The organism is Acinetobacter sp. TW_SC_4, from assembly GCF_054861205.1.
Map to the genome: position 1 here is coordinate 211,189 of NZ_CM142174.1, position 14,904 is coordinate 226,092.

14 protein-coding genes and 1 pseudogene are annotated in these 14,904 nt (G+C 43.2%); 7 read left to right on the plus strand and 8 right to left on the minus strand.

Going from position 1 to position 14,904, the window contains the following annotated elements; translation table 11 throughout:
- The first annotated feature begins 29 nt into the window (after nucleotides 1-29).
- The 4 genes from atpA to ACWM1W_RS00990 all read left to right on the plus strand — a co-directional run bounded on the left by atpA (nucleotide 30) and on the right by ACWM1W_RS00990 (nucleotide 4,403).
- The gene (gene atpA / locus ACWM1W_RS00975; protein ID WP_005233393.1) at nucleotides 30-1,574 is read left to right on the plus strand and encodes a F0F1 ATP synthase subunit alpha; all 1,545 of its coding nucleotides are present in this window, start codon (nucleotides 30-32) and stop codon (nucleotides 1,572-1,574) included.
- 88 nt (nucleotides 1,575-1,662) lie between these two features.
- Entirely contained in the window at nucleotides 1,663-2,532 is an 870-nt protein-coding gene (gene atpG / locus ACWM1W_RS00980; protein WP_004780708.1) for a F0F1 ATP synthase subunit gamma, read from the plus strand.
- Between the two features lie 30 nt (nucleotides 2,533-2,562).
- Nucleotides 2,563-3,957: a F0F1 ATP synthase subunit beta gene (atpD, locus tag ACWM1W_RS00985; protein ID WP_004780710.1), complete on the plus strand. Its 1,395-nt coding sequence runs from the start codon at nucleotides 2,563-2,565 to the stop codon at nucleotides 3,955-3,957.
- 26 nt (nucleotides 3,958-3,983) lie between these two features.
- Nucleotides 3,984-4,403 (plus strand): F0F1 ATP synthase subunit epsilon, encoded by a 420-nt coding sequence (locus tag ACWM1W_RS00990; RefSeq protein ID WP_004780711.1) that lies wholly within the window; start codon nucleotides 3,984-3,986, stop codon nucleotides 4,401-4,403.
- A gap of 44 nt (nucleotides 4,404-4,447) precedes the next feature.
- Here ACWM1W_RS00990 and ACWM1W_RS00995 read toward each other — a convergent pair whose 3' ends face one another.
- Entirely contained in the window at nucleotides 4,448-5,152 is a 705-nt protein-coding gene (locus ACWM1W_RS00995) for a hypothetical protein (RefSeq protein ID WP_340810681.1), read from the minus strand.
- 401 nt (nucleotides 5,153-5,553) lie between these two features.
- Here ACWM1W_RS00995 and ACWM1W_RS01000 point away from each other — a divergent pair, with 401 nt between their 5' ends.
- On the plus strand, nucleotides 5,554-6,930 hold the full coding sequence (locus tag ACWM1W_RS01000) for an NAD-dependent succinate-semialdehyde dehydrogenase (RefSeq protein WP_005233395.1): 1,377 nt from the start codon (nucleotides 5,554-5,556) through the stop codon (nucleotides 6,928-6,930).
- Between the two features lie 68 nt (nucleotides 6,931-6,998).
- Here the strand turns inward: ACWM1W_RS01000 and ACWM1W_RS01005 are convergent, their stop codons facing one another.
- From ACWM1W_RS01005 to ACWM1W_RS01020, 4 genes and pseudogenes are all read right to left on the minus strand, one after another.
- Nucleotides 6,999-7,604, minus strand: a complete 606-nt coding sequence (locus ACWM1W_RS01005) for a primosomal replication protein PriC (protein ID WP_034580597.1) — start codon at nucleotides 7,602-7,604, stop codon at nucleotides 6,999-7,001.
- Nucleotides 7,605-7,768: 164 nt separating this feature from the next.
- Nucleotides 7,769-8,146, minus strand: a complete 378-nt coding sequence (locus tag ACWM1W_RS01010; protein ID WP_005233398.1) for an RcnB family protein — start codon at nucleotides 8,144-8,146, stop codon at nucleotides 7,769-7,771.
- Nucleotides 8,147-8,354: 208 nt separating this feature from the next.
- A pseudogene (locus ACWM1W_RS01015) lies at nucleotides 8,355-8,900 on the minus strand (glutathione peroxidase).
- Nucleotides 8,901-9,072: 172 nt separating this feature from the next.
- Entirely contained in the window at nucleotides 9,073-9,615 is a 543-nt protein-coding gene (locus ACWM1W_RS01020) for a glutathione peroxidase (protein WP_340810680.1), read from the minus strand.
- Nucleotides 9,616-9,942: 327 nt separating this feature from the next.
- Here ACWM1W_RS01020 and ACWM1W_RS01025 point away from each other — a divergent pair, with 327 nt between their 5' ends.
- Nucleotides 9,943-10,854 carry a DMT family transporter gene (locus ACWM1W_RS01025; RefSeq protein ID WP_005233405.1) on the plus strand — a complete coding sequence of 304 codons (912 nt, stop codon included), beginning with the start codon at nucleotides 9,943-9,945 and terminating at the stop codon, nucleotides 10,852-10,854.
- Between the two features lie 397 nt (nucleotides 10,855-11,251).
- Here the strand turns inward: ACWM1W_RS01025 and ACWM1W_RS01030 are convergent, their stop codons facing one another.
- The 3 genes from ACWM1W_RS01030 to ACWM1W_RS01040 are packed head-to-tail and all read right to left on the minus strand — an operon-like array spanning nucleotide 11,252 to nucleotide 14,213.
- The gene (locus tag ACWM1W_RS01030; RefSeq protein WP_005233408.1) at nucleotides 11,252-11,821 is read right to left on the minus strand and encodes an L-threonylcarbamoyladenylate synthase type 1 TsaC; all 570 of its coding nucleotides are present in this window, start codon (nucleotides 11,819-11,821) and stop codon (nucleotides 11,252-11,254) included.
- A gap of 40 nt (nucleotides 11,822-11,861) precedes the next feature.
- The gene (dprA, locus tag ACWM1W_RS01035) at nucleotides 11,862-13,001 is read right to left on the minus strand and encodes a DNA-processing protein DprA (protein ID WP_034171543.1); all 1,140 of its coding nucleotides are present in this window, start codon (nucleotides 12,999-13,001) and stop codon (nucleotides 11,862-11,864) included.
- A 57-nt stretch (nucleotides 13,002-13,058) separates the two neighbouring features.
- The gene (locus ACWM1W_RS01040; RefSeq protein ID WP_005233424.1) at nucleotides 13,059-14,213 is read right to left on the minus strand and encodes a LysM peptidoglycan-binding domain-containing protein; all 1,155 of its coding nucleotides are present in this window, start codon (nucleotides 14,211-14,213) and stop codon (nucleotides 13,059-13,061) included.
- Between the two features lie 120 nt (nucleotides 14,214-14,333).
- On the opposite strand from ACWM1W_RS01040, the gene def reads away from it, so the two are divergent.
- Nucleotides 14,334-14,864: a peptide deformylase gene (gene def / locus ACWM1W_RS01045; RefSeq protein WP_004780730.1), complete on the plus strand. Its 531-nt coding sequence runs from the start codon at nucleotides 14,334-14,336 to the stop codon at nucleotides 14,862-14,864.
- Nucleotides 14,865-14,904 lie beyond the last annotated feature (40 nt).

The window sequence follows — 14,904 nt, forward strand, 5'->3', positions numbered from 1 at the left end:
GAACTTTAAAAAGATTGAGGTATAGCGCAATGCAACAACTGAATCCATCCGAGATCAGTGCGCTCATTAAACAGCGTATCGGCGATCTGGACACCAGCGCGACCGCTAAAAACGAAGGTACCATTGTTATGGTATCCGACGGTATTGTGCGCATTCACGGCCTTGCTGATGCAATGTACGGTGAAATGATCGAATTCGACGGCGGCTTATACGGTATGGCACTGAACCTAGAACAGGATTCAGTGGGCGTCGTTGTTTTAGGTAACTACTTAAGCCTTCAAGAAGGTCAAAAAGCTCGTTGTACAGGTCGTGTATTAGAAGTTCCGGTTGGTCCTGAACTTCTTGGCCGTGTCGTAGACGCTTTGGGTAACCCGATTGATGGTAAAGGCCCTATTGATGCAAAACTGACTGATGCTGTTGAAAAAGTAGCACCAGGCGTAATTTGGCGTCAATCAGTGGATCAACCTGTACAAACTGGTTATAAATCAGTAGATACAATGATCCCAGTAGGCCGTGGTCAACGTGAGTTGATCATTGGTGACCGTCAGACTGGTAAAACAGCTATGGCGATCGACGCGATCATCGCTCAGAAAAACTCTGGCATTAAATGTATCTACGTTGCAGTTGGTCAAAAACAATCAACTATCGCAAACGTAGTACGTAAGCTAGAAGAAACTGGCGCTATGGCGTATACAACTGTTGTAGCAGCAGCTGCAGCCGATCCAGCAGCAATGCTGTTCTTGGCTCCATACTCTGGCTGTACAATGGGTGAATACTTCCGTGACCGCGGTGAAGACGCGCTTATCATCTATGATGACTTGTCTAAACAAGCTGTTGCTTACCGTCAAATTTCATTGCTTCTTCGTCGTCCACCAGGTCGTGAAGCTTATCCAGGTGACGTGTTCTATCTACATTCACGTCTACTTGAACGTGCTTCTCGTGTATCTGCTGACTACGTTGAGAAATTCACTAACGGTGAAGTTAAAGGCCAAACTGGTTCATTAACTGCATTGCCGATTATTGAAACTCAAGCAGGTGACGTATCTGCATTCGTACCAACCAACGTAATTTCGATTACTGATGGTCAGATCTTCCTAGAAACATCATTGTTCAACGCGGGTATTCGTCCTGCTGTGAACGCGGGTATCTCTGTATCTCGTGTTGGTGGTTCTGCGCAGACTAAAGTCATCAAGAAATTGTCTGGTGGTATCCGTACTGCACTTGCACAGTACCGTGAATTGGCAGCGTTTGCTCAGTTCGCTTCTGACCTTGACGAAGCAACTCGTAAACAGCTTGAACACGGTCAACGCGTAACTGAGTTGATGAAGCAAAAACAATATGCTCCATACTCAATCGCTGACCAAGCTGTATCAGTTTATGCATCTAACGAAGGCTACATGGCTGACGTAGAAGTTAAGAAAATCGTAGACTTTGATGCTGCGTTAATTGCTTACTTCCGTTCAGAACACGCTGCATTAATGCAAAAAATTGACGAGACTGGTGCTTGGGATAAAGATATCGAAGCTGAATTCAAAGCTGGTATTGAAAAATTCAAAGCGACTCAAACTTACTAATTTAGCAACTTGCTAGATTGGTGTTGGTTTGGTTCACGGAATCAACCTTCGAGGGCTCGTAAGGGCCTTCGAATACTAGGTTAAGCGTATGGCAAATTTAAAAGAAATTCGCGCCAAAGTAGCTAGTATCAAAAGCACGCAGAAAATTACTCGCGCGATGCAGATGGTAGCAGCTTCTAAGATGCGTCGTGCGCAAGAGCGCATGGCTCAAGGCCGTCCGTATGCCGAAAATATGCACCGTGTAATTGCTCATTTGGTACAAGCGAATCCTGAATATAAACACCGTTATATGGTTGAACGTCCTGTTAAGCGCGTTGGCTATATCATTGTGTCTTCAGATCGTGGCCTTGCTGGTGGTTTGAACATTAACCTGTTCAAGAAAGTGGTAAAACACGTTCAGCAGCAACAAGAGCAGTCAATTGAAGTTCAATTTGCTTTGATTGGTCAAAAAGCGGTTTCGTTTTTTAAAAACTACGGCGGTAAAGTGCTTGGTGCGACCACTCAAGTGGGCGACACTCCAAGTCTTGAACAGTTATCTGGTTCTGTACAGGTGATGTTAGACGCTTATGATAAAGGCGAATTAGATCGTATTTATCTGGTTTCTAACGGCTTTGTCAACGCCATGACTCAAAACCAAAAGATCGAACAGCTTGTTCCTTTGGCAGCTGCTGAAGAAGACAAGACGCTTAACCGTCAATACGGTTGGGACTACATCTACGAGCCTGAAGCTGAAGAGCTTTTAAATGGCTTGTTGGTTCGTTACATCGAGTCTGTGGTGTATCAAGGTGTGATCGAAAACATCGCGTGTGAGCAGTCTGCTCGTATGGTTGCAATGAAAGCTGCAACTGATAACGCGGGTGAGTTGATCAAGAACCTGCAACTTATTTATAACAAGCTGCGTCAAGCCGCGATTACTCAGGAAATTTCTGAGATCGTTGGTGGTGCCGCTGCCGTTTAACATATATTAGTTTGAATTGAGGAGACAGCAATGAGTAGCGGTCGTATCATTCAGATCATCGGCGCGGTTATCGACGTCGAGTTTGAACGTAACAGCGTTCCTAAGATCTATGACGCTCTCCAAGTTGACGGTACTGAAACTACTTTAGAAGTTCAGCAACAACTTGGTGATGGCGTAGTTCGTACTATTGCAATGGGTTCTACTGAAGGCCTTAAGCGTGGTTTGAACGTAACTAACACTAACGCTCCGATCTCTGTACCAGTAGGTACAGCGACTCTTGGCCGTATCATGGACGTTCTTGGTCGCCCTATCGACGAAGCTGGTCCTGTTGCGACTGAAGAGCGTTTACCAATTCACCGTCAAGCGCCTTCTTATGCAGAACAAGCGGCTTCTACTGACCTTCTAGAAACTGGTATTAAAGTCATCGACTTACTTTGCCCGTTCGCGAAAGGTGGTAAAGTTGGTCTGTTCGGTGGTGCCGGTGTTGGTAAAACTGTAAACATGATGGAGTTGATCAACAACATCGCTAAAGCTCACTCAGGTTTATCTGTGTTTGCTGGTGTTGGTGAGCGTACCCGTGAAGGTAATGACTTCTATCACGAGATGAAAGACTCTAACGTTCTAGACAAAGTAGCAATGGTCTACGGTCAGATGAACGAGCCACCAGGTAACCGTTTACGCGTAGCCTTGACTGGTCTGACTATGGCTGAGTACTTCCGTGATCAAAAAGACGAAAACGGTAAAGGCCGTGACGTACTATTGTTCGTCGACAACATCTATCGTTATACACTAGCAGGTACTGAAGTATCAGCACTTCTAGGCCGTATGCCATCTGCAGTAGGTTACCAACCGACTCTTGCAGAAGAGATGGGTGTTCTTCAAGAACGTATTACATCGACTAAGTCTGGTTCTATTACGTCAATCCAAGCGGTATACGTACCTGCCGATGACTTAACTGACCCATCGCCTGCAACTACGTTCGCTCACTTGGACGCAACTGTTGTATTGAGCCGTGACATCGCTTCTCAAGGTATTTACCCTGCGATCGATCCACTTGACTCTACTTCACGTCAGCTAGATCCACTTGTAGTTGGTACTGAGCATTACGAAATCGCTCGTTCAGTTCAAAACGTTCTTCAACGTTATAAAGAATTGAAAGACATTATCGCAATTCTTGGTATGGACGAATTGTCAGAAGAAGACAAACTTACTGTATACCGTGCACGTAAGATCCAACGTTTCTTCTCTCAACCGTTCCACGTAGCTGAAGTGTTTACTGGTGCTCCTGGTAAACTTGTACCGCTTAAAGAAACGATTCGTGGCTTTAAAGGTCTTCTAGCTGGTGAATACGATCACATCCCAGAACAAGCGTTCTACATGGTTGGTGGTATTGACGAAGTGATTGCTAAAGCTGAGAAACTTTAATTAGTTCCCTAATTTAGGAGATTCTCATGGCGACTATGCAATGTGACGTTGTAAGTGTTCAAGAGTCTTTGTACTCAGGCACTGTAACTATGCTAATTGCTAAAGGTGCTGGCGGTGAGTTAGGTATTATGCCTGGTCATGCTCCGCTGGTAACTTTGCTCCAACCTGGCGCGATCCGCGTTATTTTGGAAAACGGTACAGAAGAATTAATCTATGTATCTGGTGGTGTTCTAGAAGTTCAACCGCATGTTGTTACGGTTCTTGCTGATACAGCAGTCCGTGCAGAAAACTTGGATGAAGCTGCAATTATTGAAGCGCGTAAACACGCTGAACAATTGCTCGCGAATCAAAAGAGCGATTTGGACTCTGCTGCTGCTTTGGCTGCTCTTGCAGAAACTGCTGCTCAGCTGGAAACGATCCGCAAAATCAAAAACCGCGCAATGTAATTGCTGGTTTAAGATTGAAAAAACCACCCGAAAGGGTGGTTTTTTTATGGGAGTAAACCTTGAATAGTACTTCCAATAGAAAAGATGCTGTCAGTTATTCCTAGACCTAATGCCAAACCTCCTAAATACATTTTCCAATCTTGGCTTTTTTCACTTCTCATAAAATCTTCGTACTTTTGATTGGTAAATGTATGACCAATCGATTCTTCAAGAATTTCTAATAACCCATCGTTTCCAAATATATGGTAGTAGTCTAAAGCTTCAACGATCTTTCTTAATTTTTTAACAATAAATGATCTAACGCTATCATCTAAAGATTTATTATCTAAAATAGAAAGTATTAAATTTAAAGTATTATTTTTAATATCATTTATATCGTTAATGTTCAAAGTGAGTGACTTGTTATTGATTAATTCCCAAATCCTAATTTGAGAGTAGATATGTGATTGAATATCAGGGTAGAGTGATCTTGCGGTTGAGTAAAAGTTATGAACATCGAAACTTGTGTAAGAAATTAAGTCAATTAAGTCTTGCTGCCAACTATATTCATTGGATGGCTGATCAGCTCTCATAAAATCAACCAAGTCATAAATGTTATTCGCAAGTTGTATTCTTAAGCGATCGTAATTTTCACTGTCAGGTTCGACTTCTAACCCAATTGCTAAGCATTCATATGGCTGTAAAGTACCAGCATTTACATAAGGTTTGATAAGTTCTAAAAAATTATAAATAATTTGAGGTTTATTCATATTTTCAAAAAATATTTGAGGAATAATCTTAAATCTTATACATGAAATGTTTTAAATAGAATGGGGAATAATCTCAAACTCCCCATTCTCCACAATCCTCACCTTAAATGTCTCATCAAATCCTTCTGCTAAACTTGGTACTTCAAGCTTTTTATAGTTTGCTCGAACCCTAACTTCAGCACTATTGGCTTTAGTTTGATATTTATTAGAAAACTTTATTTTGTACCGCTCGATATAACTTTTACCATTTCTCAGTAATGTTTTGAACCAATCTGTAAACCTGCACACGCCATAAAAAAATCAGTGATAAGTTAAATGATTCGAACAGATTTCGCTTGTTATAGCTTAATACGATAGAAGTTTAGAACAGGCAAAACTTATAATTGAAAAAAGGGAAAACTATGGCTTATCAATCTATTAATCCATTTACCAATCAAAAATTGAAAGACTACCCATCGCATAGCGATCAAGATATTCAACATGCACTCGATACTGCAGAAAAAATCTTGAAGTCGGATTGGACTCAACACGTAGATACCCGAATTGAGGTACTTCGTAAACTGGCAAGCAACATGCGGGAACGCAAGTCAGAACTGGCTAAAATCATGACGCTGGATATGGGTAAGCTGATCAAGCAGAGTGAAGGTGAAATCGAAACCTGCGCCAAAATTGCTGAATACTATGCTGATCATGCCAAAGAGTTTTTAGCGCCAGTTTCTTATGAAACGGAACTGGGAGAAGCTTGGGTAGAACATCATCCCTTAGGAATTATTATGGCGGTAGAGCCTTGGAACTTCCCATTCTATCAATTGATGCGTGTCTTTGCCCCCAACTGCGCAATTGGTAACCCTGTGGTAGCCAAGCATGCCAGCATCGTTCCGCAATGTGCTGAAGCCTTTGAACGGTTGATTCTTGATGCAGGCGCACCGAAAGGTGTGTGGACTAATCTGTTTATCAGTAGTGATCAGGTCGCAGATATTATCGCAGATCCACGTGTACAAGGCGTTGCTCTTACGGGATCAGAAGGTGCAGGGCGTGCAGTAGCGGGGCAGGCCGGTAAACATGTCACCAAATCCACATTAGAATTGGGTGGTAATGATGTATTCATTGTGCTGGATGATGCTGATCTGGAAAAAGCGATCAAAATTGGCTGTCAGGCACGCGTTAATAACACGGGGCAAGTTTGTACAGCAGCTAAACGTTTTATCCTGCATGAGAAAATTGCAGAACAATTTAAAGCGGGCATGCTCGAGGTCTTTGAAGGCTTAAAAATTGGTGATCCATTGGATTCTGAAACTACTCTTGGCCCACTGTCTTCAGCAGATGCGTTGGAAAAACTGACCAAGCAGGTGGATAAAGCTGTAGAGAATGGCGCGAAAGTTTTGACTGGTGGTAAGCCTTATGAACATGAAGGTAATTTCTATCAGCCAACTATTCTGGAAAATATCAGCCGTGATAATCCGGCTTGGTATGAAGAATTCTTTGGCCCGGTCGCTCAAATTTATGTGGCAAAAGATGAAGATGAAATTGTATCGATTGCCAATGATTCCAATTATGGTCTCGGAGGCGTGATTCATTCACAAAATATTGAGCGGGCGAAAAAGCTGGCTTCACGTGTAGAAACCGGCATGATCTGGATTAACTGGTATACCGACACTGCGCCAGAACTGCCATTTGGCGGGATCAAAAATTCAGGTTATGGTCATGAACTTTCAATTGATGGTTTCAAAGAATTTGTGCAGAAACGATTGGTAGTGGTGAAAAGCCCAAAAAAATAATATTGAATTTTTAAAATAAAGAAGCCACTTAAACAGTGGCTTCTTTTTGAACGAGATATCAACGTAAATCAGGTGTTTTCTGGTTCAGCTTCTGATGAAGCGTCTTTATCTGGGTTTTGAATCAGCATGCCTGCCAGTTTAAGCATTTCAGCTTGCACACTGACCATCTGGCTTTCAATTTTCTTTAAATCAACCTGGCTGAAATCGACCTGGCCATTCAGTAAAGGAGAAGCCAGAACCTGTTGATTGGCACTCATGATATTGCTACGTACCTGATCAATTTCCTGACTTTTTAAATTCAGTTCACTTAAGGCCTGATTAAAGCCTGTCAACTGTTGTTGTAACTTGCCTGCTGTAGCTTGCAGTTGCTGGGTATCTTTAGTATCTACCGCAGTTTGCAGATCAGTTTGGGTCTGCTTTAACTGTTCAACATAACTGCCTGCCTTGAATTGCAGATCAGCCACATCACGCACCATATAAAACATATTGCCAGACTTCAGCTCTGTTTGCGCAGTCGTCGTGCGATCACTTTGCTGTGCAGGTTCAAGATCAGTAGAAAGAGTACTTTGTTCTTGCTCGACCGGTGCTTCGGTCGCCTGTTCACAGCCCATTAATAAAATGCCTGAGCTAAATAATGCAAAAGGAAGAAGAGCATTTACAAGAATCTTGGACATGAAATCGTGGTCTCGGTGCAGGTGGTTCTAAGGCATGACTATAAGAATAAAATGTGGAGATAAAAAAGATTGTTGCAAAGTAATAACAAATATTTTGAATACAAATGATTAAGACATTAAAAAAGAGTGCCGAAGCACTCTTTTTTCACCGAGGAGGATAAAACTTATCCTGCAATAATTTTGATAATGTTATGGCTCATCACATTGGTCAGGATATAGTCACCATTCACTTTGATCCATTGCTGGTTTTTACCAGGTTTGCTGAGTCTTTTGTATTTGCTGTGGTCTACCTTGTACACTTTGTTCTGGAACTGAGCTGGTATTTTTTGACCTACGCGCCAATCGCGTGAAGGATCTATTTTCTTATGTATCTGTTTATGCTGTTGAGCGTGTGCAGGGGATTTATGCTGTGCATGCTGCTGAACATGCGTTTTTTGTGGCTGATGGTGTTGCGAGTGATGCTCTGGAGCTGCAGCAAAAGCTGAAGTCGCCACAAGTGCACTAGATAATGAAAATATGACTGCTTTTACTAAGTTTTTCATGTTTTGAACCTATCGTTATCTCTCTTGGGATAACTGCATATTAGGCTCAACTCATTGATAAATATGGAATGAAGTGTTGTAGAAAAATAAAAATTAAGTGTAAATCATGGAGGTTTTAGAGCTACGTAAATATGGTTTTAAGTATTTGATTTTAATATAAAGAATAAGTATCTATTCTTGAAATAGATACTTACATTACTGTTACAAATTATTTAGCCAATTCTGCATTGATCGTATCTCGCAAGCGAGCATCATCTGCTGGAATATTGGGTGCAAATCGCGCGACCACTTCACCTTGCTTGTTGACCAGGAATTTTTCAAAGTTCCATAGCACTTCTGGTAATTCATTTGGCGTGTTGCCAAAACTTTTCAGGCGCTCTGCAAAATCTTCGCCGCCTGTACGTTGCGGCTGAGCTTGGGTCAGATAATGGTAAAGAGGATGCTGATCTTCACCCACGACAGAGATCTTGGAGAATAGCGGGAGATCCACATTGTAGTGCAGACTGCAGAACTGCTAGATTTCCTCGTCTGTGCCCGGTTCCTGACCTTTAAAGTTATTCGCAGGAAAAGCCAGAATTTCCAGTCCTTCGGTTTTTTTCTCATTATAAAGTTTTTGCAGTCTTTCATATTGTGGGGTTAAACCACATTTCGATGCGACATTCACAATCAGCAGGACTTTGTCCTGATAACTGGACAGAGTCGTATTTTCTCCAGTGACGGTTTTTACCGGAATCTCATAAATGGACTGACTCATATTGTTTCGCTCGAGTTGTTATGGAAATAGACTCATGTTTTATCGGGTCTGGGCGGTTTCAGTAAACATAAATTTTAGATAAGTTTTTGAAAAGAGTATGAAATTCAATGTTCATGCCTATGAGTCAGGTCGGCTAAACTGGTCATCAGTTGCAACCGACCTATTAAAAGACTTATTTAGCAAGCTCAGCATTGATTGCATCCAGCAGGCGTGAATCATCTGCCGTGATATCCGGTGCAAAACGTGCAACGACTTCACCCTGTTTGTTCACCAGGAACTTTTCAAAGTTCCAGAGGACTTCAGGTGGTTCATTTGGAGTCAGGCCATAGTCGACCAGATCTTTCCACCACGGACCTTCACCGATACGTTCTGGCACAGCTTGAGTCAAAGTAGCATACAAAGGATGTTTAGCTTCACCCACGACCGGAATTTTAGCAAACAGCGGGAAATCCACCTGATAGTTCAGGGAACAGAATTCCTGAATTTCCTTTTCACTTCCAGGTTCCTGTTCCAGAAAATCATTGGAAGGGAAGCCTAAAATTTCCAGTCCTTCGGCTTTTTTATCATCATAAAGTTTTTGCAGGCCTTCATATTGTGGGGTCAGGCCGCATTTAGAGGCTACGTTTACAATCAGTACCACCTTGCCCTGATACAGGTTCAGCGTGGTTTCTTCACCCTGAATGGTCGCAACCGGAATGTCATATACAGATGCCATGTGTTTATCCTAAAGTGATTTATTATCGTTCTCTGTTGTAACGGGCTTTGCCCAATCCCGCAAGACCCATTACTGCGGCTTTTGACAGATTTTTGTATAGCGCTGTGTCAACGCAGCATATTTTAAGCAGGTACTGGATTGAAGCAGGGCTGAATGATGGGACGATCTTGAACAGAACAACATTTCGCAGCAGTACACTGCCCCAAAACGCTTAAATTGGACTAGAATGAGGGCGCAAGGAAAGTTTAAAAATAAAGTGAAAAGGCATTCATTCAGAACAGGAAGCAGAGTCTGCTTCAGGTCTATCGACTCAACAAGGAACAGAATATGACACAGCAAGAAAAAATGCTGTCTTGGGTCATTCTTTTACCGGTCAGTGCGGTACTGATCTGGTCACTGAATATTGTCGTGACCCGCTATGTGACGGACTTTATTTCGCCGGTGAGCATCAGTTTTTATCGCTGGTTTTTTGCCTTTCTGATTCTGACCCCGTTTATTCTGCCGCGAGTGATTCGTGAACGTGCCCTGATCGTCCCGCATCTGAAACAGCTGGCAGTGCTGAGTGCATTTGGTCTGGTGCTGTATCAGGGCCTGGCGTATACCGCCGCACATTACACCACCGCCACCAATATGGGCATTATTAATGCCTTTATTCCAATTTTCACCATTTTTGTGTCGATGCTGATTCTGCGCGATATCCCGAATCGCTATGCGATTATTGGCAGTCTGTTGTCCTTTGCCGGGCTGATCTATGTGATGGGGCAGGGTAATCCGTGGGGGCTGTTGCATGCTGGCGGCCAGTGGGGTGATCTGCTGATGATTATTGCCGTATTTTTCTATGCCTTTTACGGGGTCTTTCTGAAAAAATGGCAGCTGCAGATTCCGCTCATGCTGAGCCTGTATGTGCAGATTCTATTTGCATTGCTGTATCACCTGCCGTTTGTGGCGTGGTTGGGTCTAGATGTCATTAATCTGGCCAATGCTGGCAGCGTCATCTACGCCAGTATTTTCCCGTCACTGATTGCACCTTTGCTGTGGATGATGGCGATTCAGCGTCTGGGGCCGAACCGTACCAGTATCTTTATGAACCTGATGCCGGTGTTTACTGCTTTAATTGCCTTGGTCTGGTTAAAAGAGGCCTGGACCATTTATCACAGTATTGGTGGGGCGATTATTCTGTTCGGCATTGTACTGGCCCAGAAAAAAACCATGGCGCCGGTGCTGCTAAAAGCCAAATAATTGCCTAAAAAACGAACAAACAAACTTAGTTTTTTTGCTTGAATGATCTCGTAAATAAAGACAAATAGACTTTAGTCGAGGATGGGAGGTTTTAGGTTCTTTAAAAAGCACTTTAAAAAGAGCAAGATAATTTGAATTTTTTTAAAATAATGATTGATTAATCATAGGTTTAAGCTGCTTTTTAAGAGCTAAAATATATTTGTTTTTTTTAAACTGTTCGCCCATAATACGCTCCATCGCAGATCAGCAACTGTTGCTGAAATGTCCAGAGATTTCGATACCCTCTGGATGTGATTGATACACATCCTTTTTTATGCTCAACCATCCCTATATGGTTGAGCTTTTTTTTGTCTTAAAACTTTAGTCGACTTGAAAAGAAAAATGACTGAGCAAAGGCTCAGTCACGAATAATTTCACCTGTTACGGCATCAATAATCCGGCTTGGTTTCTGGCTCAGTCCCAGATCACCATTCAGATAATTCAGATCCTGACCAAAATAACGCATGGCATCTTGCAGGGAACGTGCAGGTTCTAAGCCGGCAGGATTGGCACTGGTTGAAACAATAAAACCGCCAAAAGCCTGACACAAGGCTACACAAAGAGGATGAGTGGTCACGCGCACTGCCACTTTAGGGTGTTTGCCTTTAATCCAGCCTGGAATATCGTCATTGGCAGGGAGTAGCCAGGTGGTCGCCCGGTCTGTAGGTCGATCATTACTCCAGGACTCAATTACTTTTTCACGCATTTCTTCACTTAGATCCTGAAGTAAATGTTCCACTTGTAAAATATGAGCTGCGAGTAAAATCACGCCTTTTTCAATCGGGCGCTGTTTTAAGGTTAAAATCTGGTGAAATGCCTGTTTATTATAGGGGTCGCAACCTAAACCCCAAACAGCCTCTGTAGGGTATGCCAAGACCTGTGCAGCTTTGAGACATTCAGCTGCTTCGGCAACAGAGGTGGTGATCATGTGTATACCTTATCAAAACAAGAAATGTCTATTGTGAACCTTATTTATGCGGACGACAACGTAGATACATGCCGGCTTGCTGGGTGCAAAAGCCAAGTAGCTCCAGTTCCATCAATTGACCGGTGAGAGAAGAAACATCCTGTTGCAGATGATGACTGAGATGATCCAAGTCCTGTCCGACCCAGTCCAGCTGGTTATAAAGTCTGAGCAAATGCGGCGGTATGTGTGCAGGAAGTTCATCCGCCATGTCATGTTGTACTTCATTTTGTAAGGCTTGCCATTGGGTCGCCAGTGCCAGTTCTTCAATCACCTGTTGCGGATGATCAATCAGAATCGCGCCTTCACGAATCAGCTGATGGCAACCTTTATGATATTCACTATAAATATGTCCCGGAATGGCAAATACAGTCTTGCCTTGTTCGGCAGCCAGTTTGGCCGTAATCAGAGAGCCGCTTTTTAAGGTCGCTTCAGCCACAATGACCCCGAGACTTAAGCCACTGACAATCCTGTTACGCCGTGGAAAGTGATGCTGCAACGGTGGGGTTTCTGGTAGAAACTCGGTAATGACGGCACCACCATGCGCAATAATCTCCTGGCGCAATTGTGCATGTTGAGAAGGGTAGGTCTGATCCAGTCCGGTTCCCATCACCGCAATGGTTCCCTGATGTTTTAATCCTGCCCGATGAGCAGCTTCATCTATGCCTTGTGCTAATCCACTATTAATATAGAAACCCTGTTCACTCAAATAAAAAGAAAAATCATAGGCTACTTGCCGGCCATGAGGACTCGGCTTGCGACTTCCCACAACTGCAATTTGGGCTTGTAGCAGGGTATCCGGCTCACCTTGGCCAAAAATAATCGGTGGTTTGTCTACATAGTGGCTGAGTTGCTGCGGATAGTGCAGATCATGGTAGAGTAGAACAAAATCACTATCTCGCTGAACTTTTTCCAGACAGCGCTGAAATTTCTGTTGTGATTCTGGAAGCGAGAAGTCTTTTAAGCGTTGGACATGATTGGCATGAATGCCAAGCGCCTGCCAGGTAGGCACCTGATCAGGCCGTATGGCTGTGGTCAGACTTGAATAATGCTGACTGATTTTATAGAAGCTCGAAAGAGAATGCTGAACTAGATACCATAACGTCAGTGTTTCCAGTTGCACGCGTGATAAAGAGTTCAGCATATCGAGACCTATATGTGTGTCTTCTTATTCTTTCAGTTGTAAAGTTAGATCAATCTATTATTCATCTAACAATGGCGCTTGAATATTGGCACCCACCTTGATAGGTAACTCACTTTCCAGCACATAAGCATAGCTCAGCTGGTCAAAAGTTTTAAAGACCATCACATTGCCAATGCGCTCACCTGGAAGCTGTACGCGCTCTTTGGTTTTCGGATCAGTCACGACTTCACCTTTCTGGTTTACGCTAAAGACATGACCAGTCTGAACCCCATGTGCCGTACCACGGTCAATCGTCACGACACTATGACGTGCTGCTGTACCAATTGAACCCAGTACACGCACAATCTGACCACCAGCAACCGTATTTTCTGCATTCACTGGATAGAACAGGGTAGGCAACATCGGATCGTATTCAGGTAATACACGGTCACCACGACGCACTTCGGCATTGTAGCTATCTGTCAATTCCAGCGTGGTAACATCACCTTCGCCACGTACTGCGATTCCGGAAGCAACCTGTTGCAGCTCTAGAGCAGCCGTGTATTTCTTGCCATTTGCATCGGTAAAGACATAAGGGTCTGCTTCACGATACACCGCATAACGCTGGCCAACCACCAGACCGTTACCACGGGCATAGACCTTCTGGCCTTTACCTGCCAGTACGCGCTGGTCTGCGGTACCGAGAATGTAAGGCGTGCCTTGAACTGAATCAGCTGCCACAATGGTATAGCGTTCAAGCCATTGCTGGATGTGCGCTAATGGAATCACTGGAATCGTATTATTTAAAGATTCAACGCGAACCTGTGGTTGTAGTGAAGTACTACCGATATAACGACTGATGATACCTTCACAGCCATCACCTTCGTCTTTACCGATAATTGGACGACCTTGATAGTCACACATCAACAGGCGATCACCTGGAAAAATCCAATGTGGATTTTTCACGTGCTTGTTACTGGCCCAGATTTCTGGCCAACGCACCGGATTTTTTAAGAAACGTTTTGAAATATCCCACAATGTATCGCCTTTTTTGACCACGTAGACATTAGGCGCACTGGCTTTTAAAGCAGGTGGATTGACGTTGCGGGCAGGAGCTGCCTCGGCTGAATATATTGTCCCCATACTCACTCCGACACAAACTGCCAGTGCGAGCATTTGATTTTTTAACCCCAAGGCACTAAAAAATGGCATGCCCTTCAAAACCTTTTTCATTATCATAATTCCTAAAATTATGTGCGTAATTGCGTTATAATAACGATCTTACACACATTTTTTTGATGAAGCATTCCCTTCATTTGGTTTTTTGATCAATGGCATAATTGAGGACGCAGTATGGCCTTATTACCTATTTTAAGTTTCCCGGATCCCCGTCTTCGTACCATTGCACAACCAGTCGAAGAAGTTACTGATGAAATTCGTCAGCTCGCTGCAGATATGTTTGAAACCATGTATGAAGCGCCAGGCATCGGACTCGCCGCGACCCAAGTCGATCGTCATATTCAGCTGATTGTGATGGACCTGTCTGAAAACAAAGATCAACCCATGGTGTTCATTAACCCCAAAATCACACCATTGACTGAAGAAACACAGCCTTATGAAGAGGGCTGTCTATCAGTTCCTCAAATATACGATAAAGTTGAGCGTCCGTCACGCGTAAAAATTGAGGCAATTGGTCTGGATGGTCAACCCTTTGAACAAGAGGCTGATGGACTTCTCGCTGTGTGCATCCAACATGAAATGGATCACTTAAATGGTAAGCTTTTTGTGGATTATCTGTCGCCATTAAAACGTCAGCGTGCCCGTGAAAAAGTAGAAAAACTGGTTCGCCAGCGCAATAAGGAAAAAGTTGCAGTTAAACGCTAAAATTATTTTCCCAAGCAGTTTTTATGATTCAACAAGCCCA

Coding starts and splice junctions, on each gene's coding strand:
- ACWM1W_RS01000 (WP_005233395.1), top strand. CDS start 5,554: ATGGCTTATCAATCTATTAATCCATTTACCAATCAAAAATTGAAAGAC.
- atpD (WP_004780710.1), top strand. CDS start 2,563: ATGAGTAGCGGTCGTATCATTCAGATCATCGGCGCGGTTATCGACGTC.
- ACWM1W_RS01025 (WP_005233405.1), top strand. CDS start 9,943: ATGACACAGCAAGAAAAAATGCTGTCTTGGGTCATTCTTTTACCGGTC.
- ACWM1W_RS01005 (WP_034580597.1), bottom strand. CDS start 7,604: ATGTCCAAGATTCTTGTAAATGCTCTTCTTCCTTTTGCATTATTTAGC.
- def (WP_004780730.1), top strand. CDS start 14,334: ATGGCCTTATTACCTATTTTAAGTTTCCCGGATCCCCGTCTTCGTACC.
- ACWM1W_RS00990 (WP_004780711.1), top strand. CDS start 3,984: ATGGCGACTATGCAATGTGACGTTGTAAGTGTTCAAGAGTCTTTGTAC.
- atpA (WP_005233393.1), top strand. CDS start 30: ATGCAACAACTGAATCCATCCGAGATCAGTGCGCTCATTAAACAGCGT.
- ACWM1W_RS00995 (WP_340810681.1), bottom strand. CDS start 5,152: ATGAATAAACCTCAAATTATTTATAATTTTTTAGAACTTATCAAACCT.
- ACWM1W_RS01010 (WP_005233398.1), bottom strand. CDS start 8,146: ATGAAAAACTTAGTAAAAGCAGTCATATTTTCATTATCTAGTGCACTT.
- ACWM1W_RS01020 (WP_340810680.1), bottom strand. CDS start 9,615: ATGGCATCTGTATATGACATTCCGGTTGCGACCATTCAGGGTGAAGAA.
- ACWM1W_RS01040 (WP_005233424.1), bottom strand. CDS start 14,213: ATGAAAAAGGTTTTGAAGGGCATGCCATTTTTTAGTGCCTTGGGGTTA.
- dprA (WP_034171543.1), bottom strand. CDS start 13,001: ATGCTGAACTCTTTATCACGCGTGCAACTGGAAACACTGACGTTATGG.
- atpG (WP_004780708.1), top strand. CDS start 1,663: ATGGCAAATTTAAAAGAAATTCGCGCCAAAGTAGCTAGTATCAAAAGC.
- ACWM1W_RS01030 (WP_005233408.1), bottom strand. CDS start 11,821: ATGATCACCACCTCTGTTGCCGAAGCAGCTGAATGTCTCAAAGCTGCA.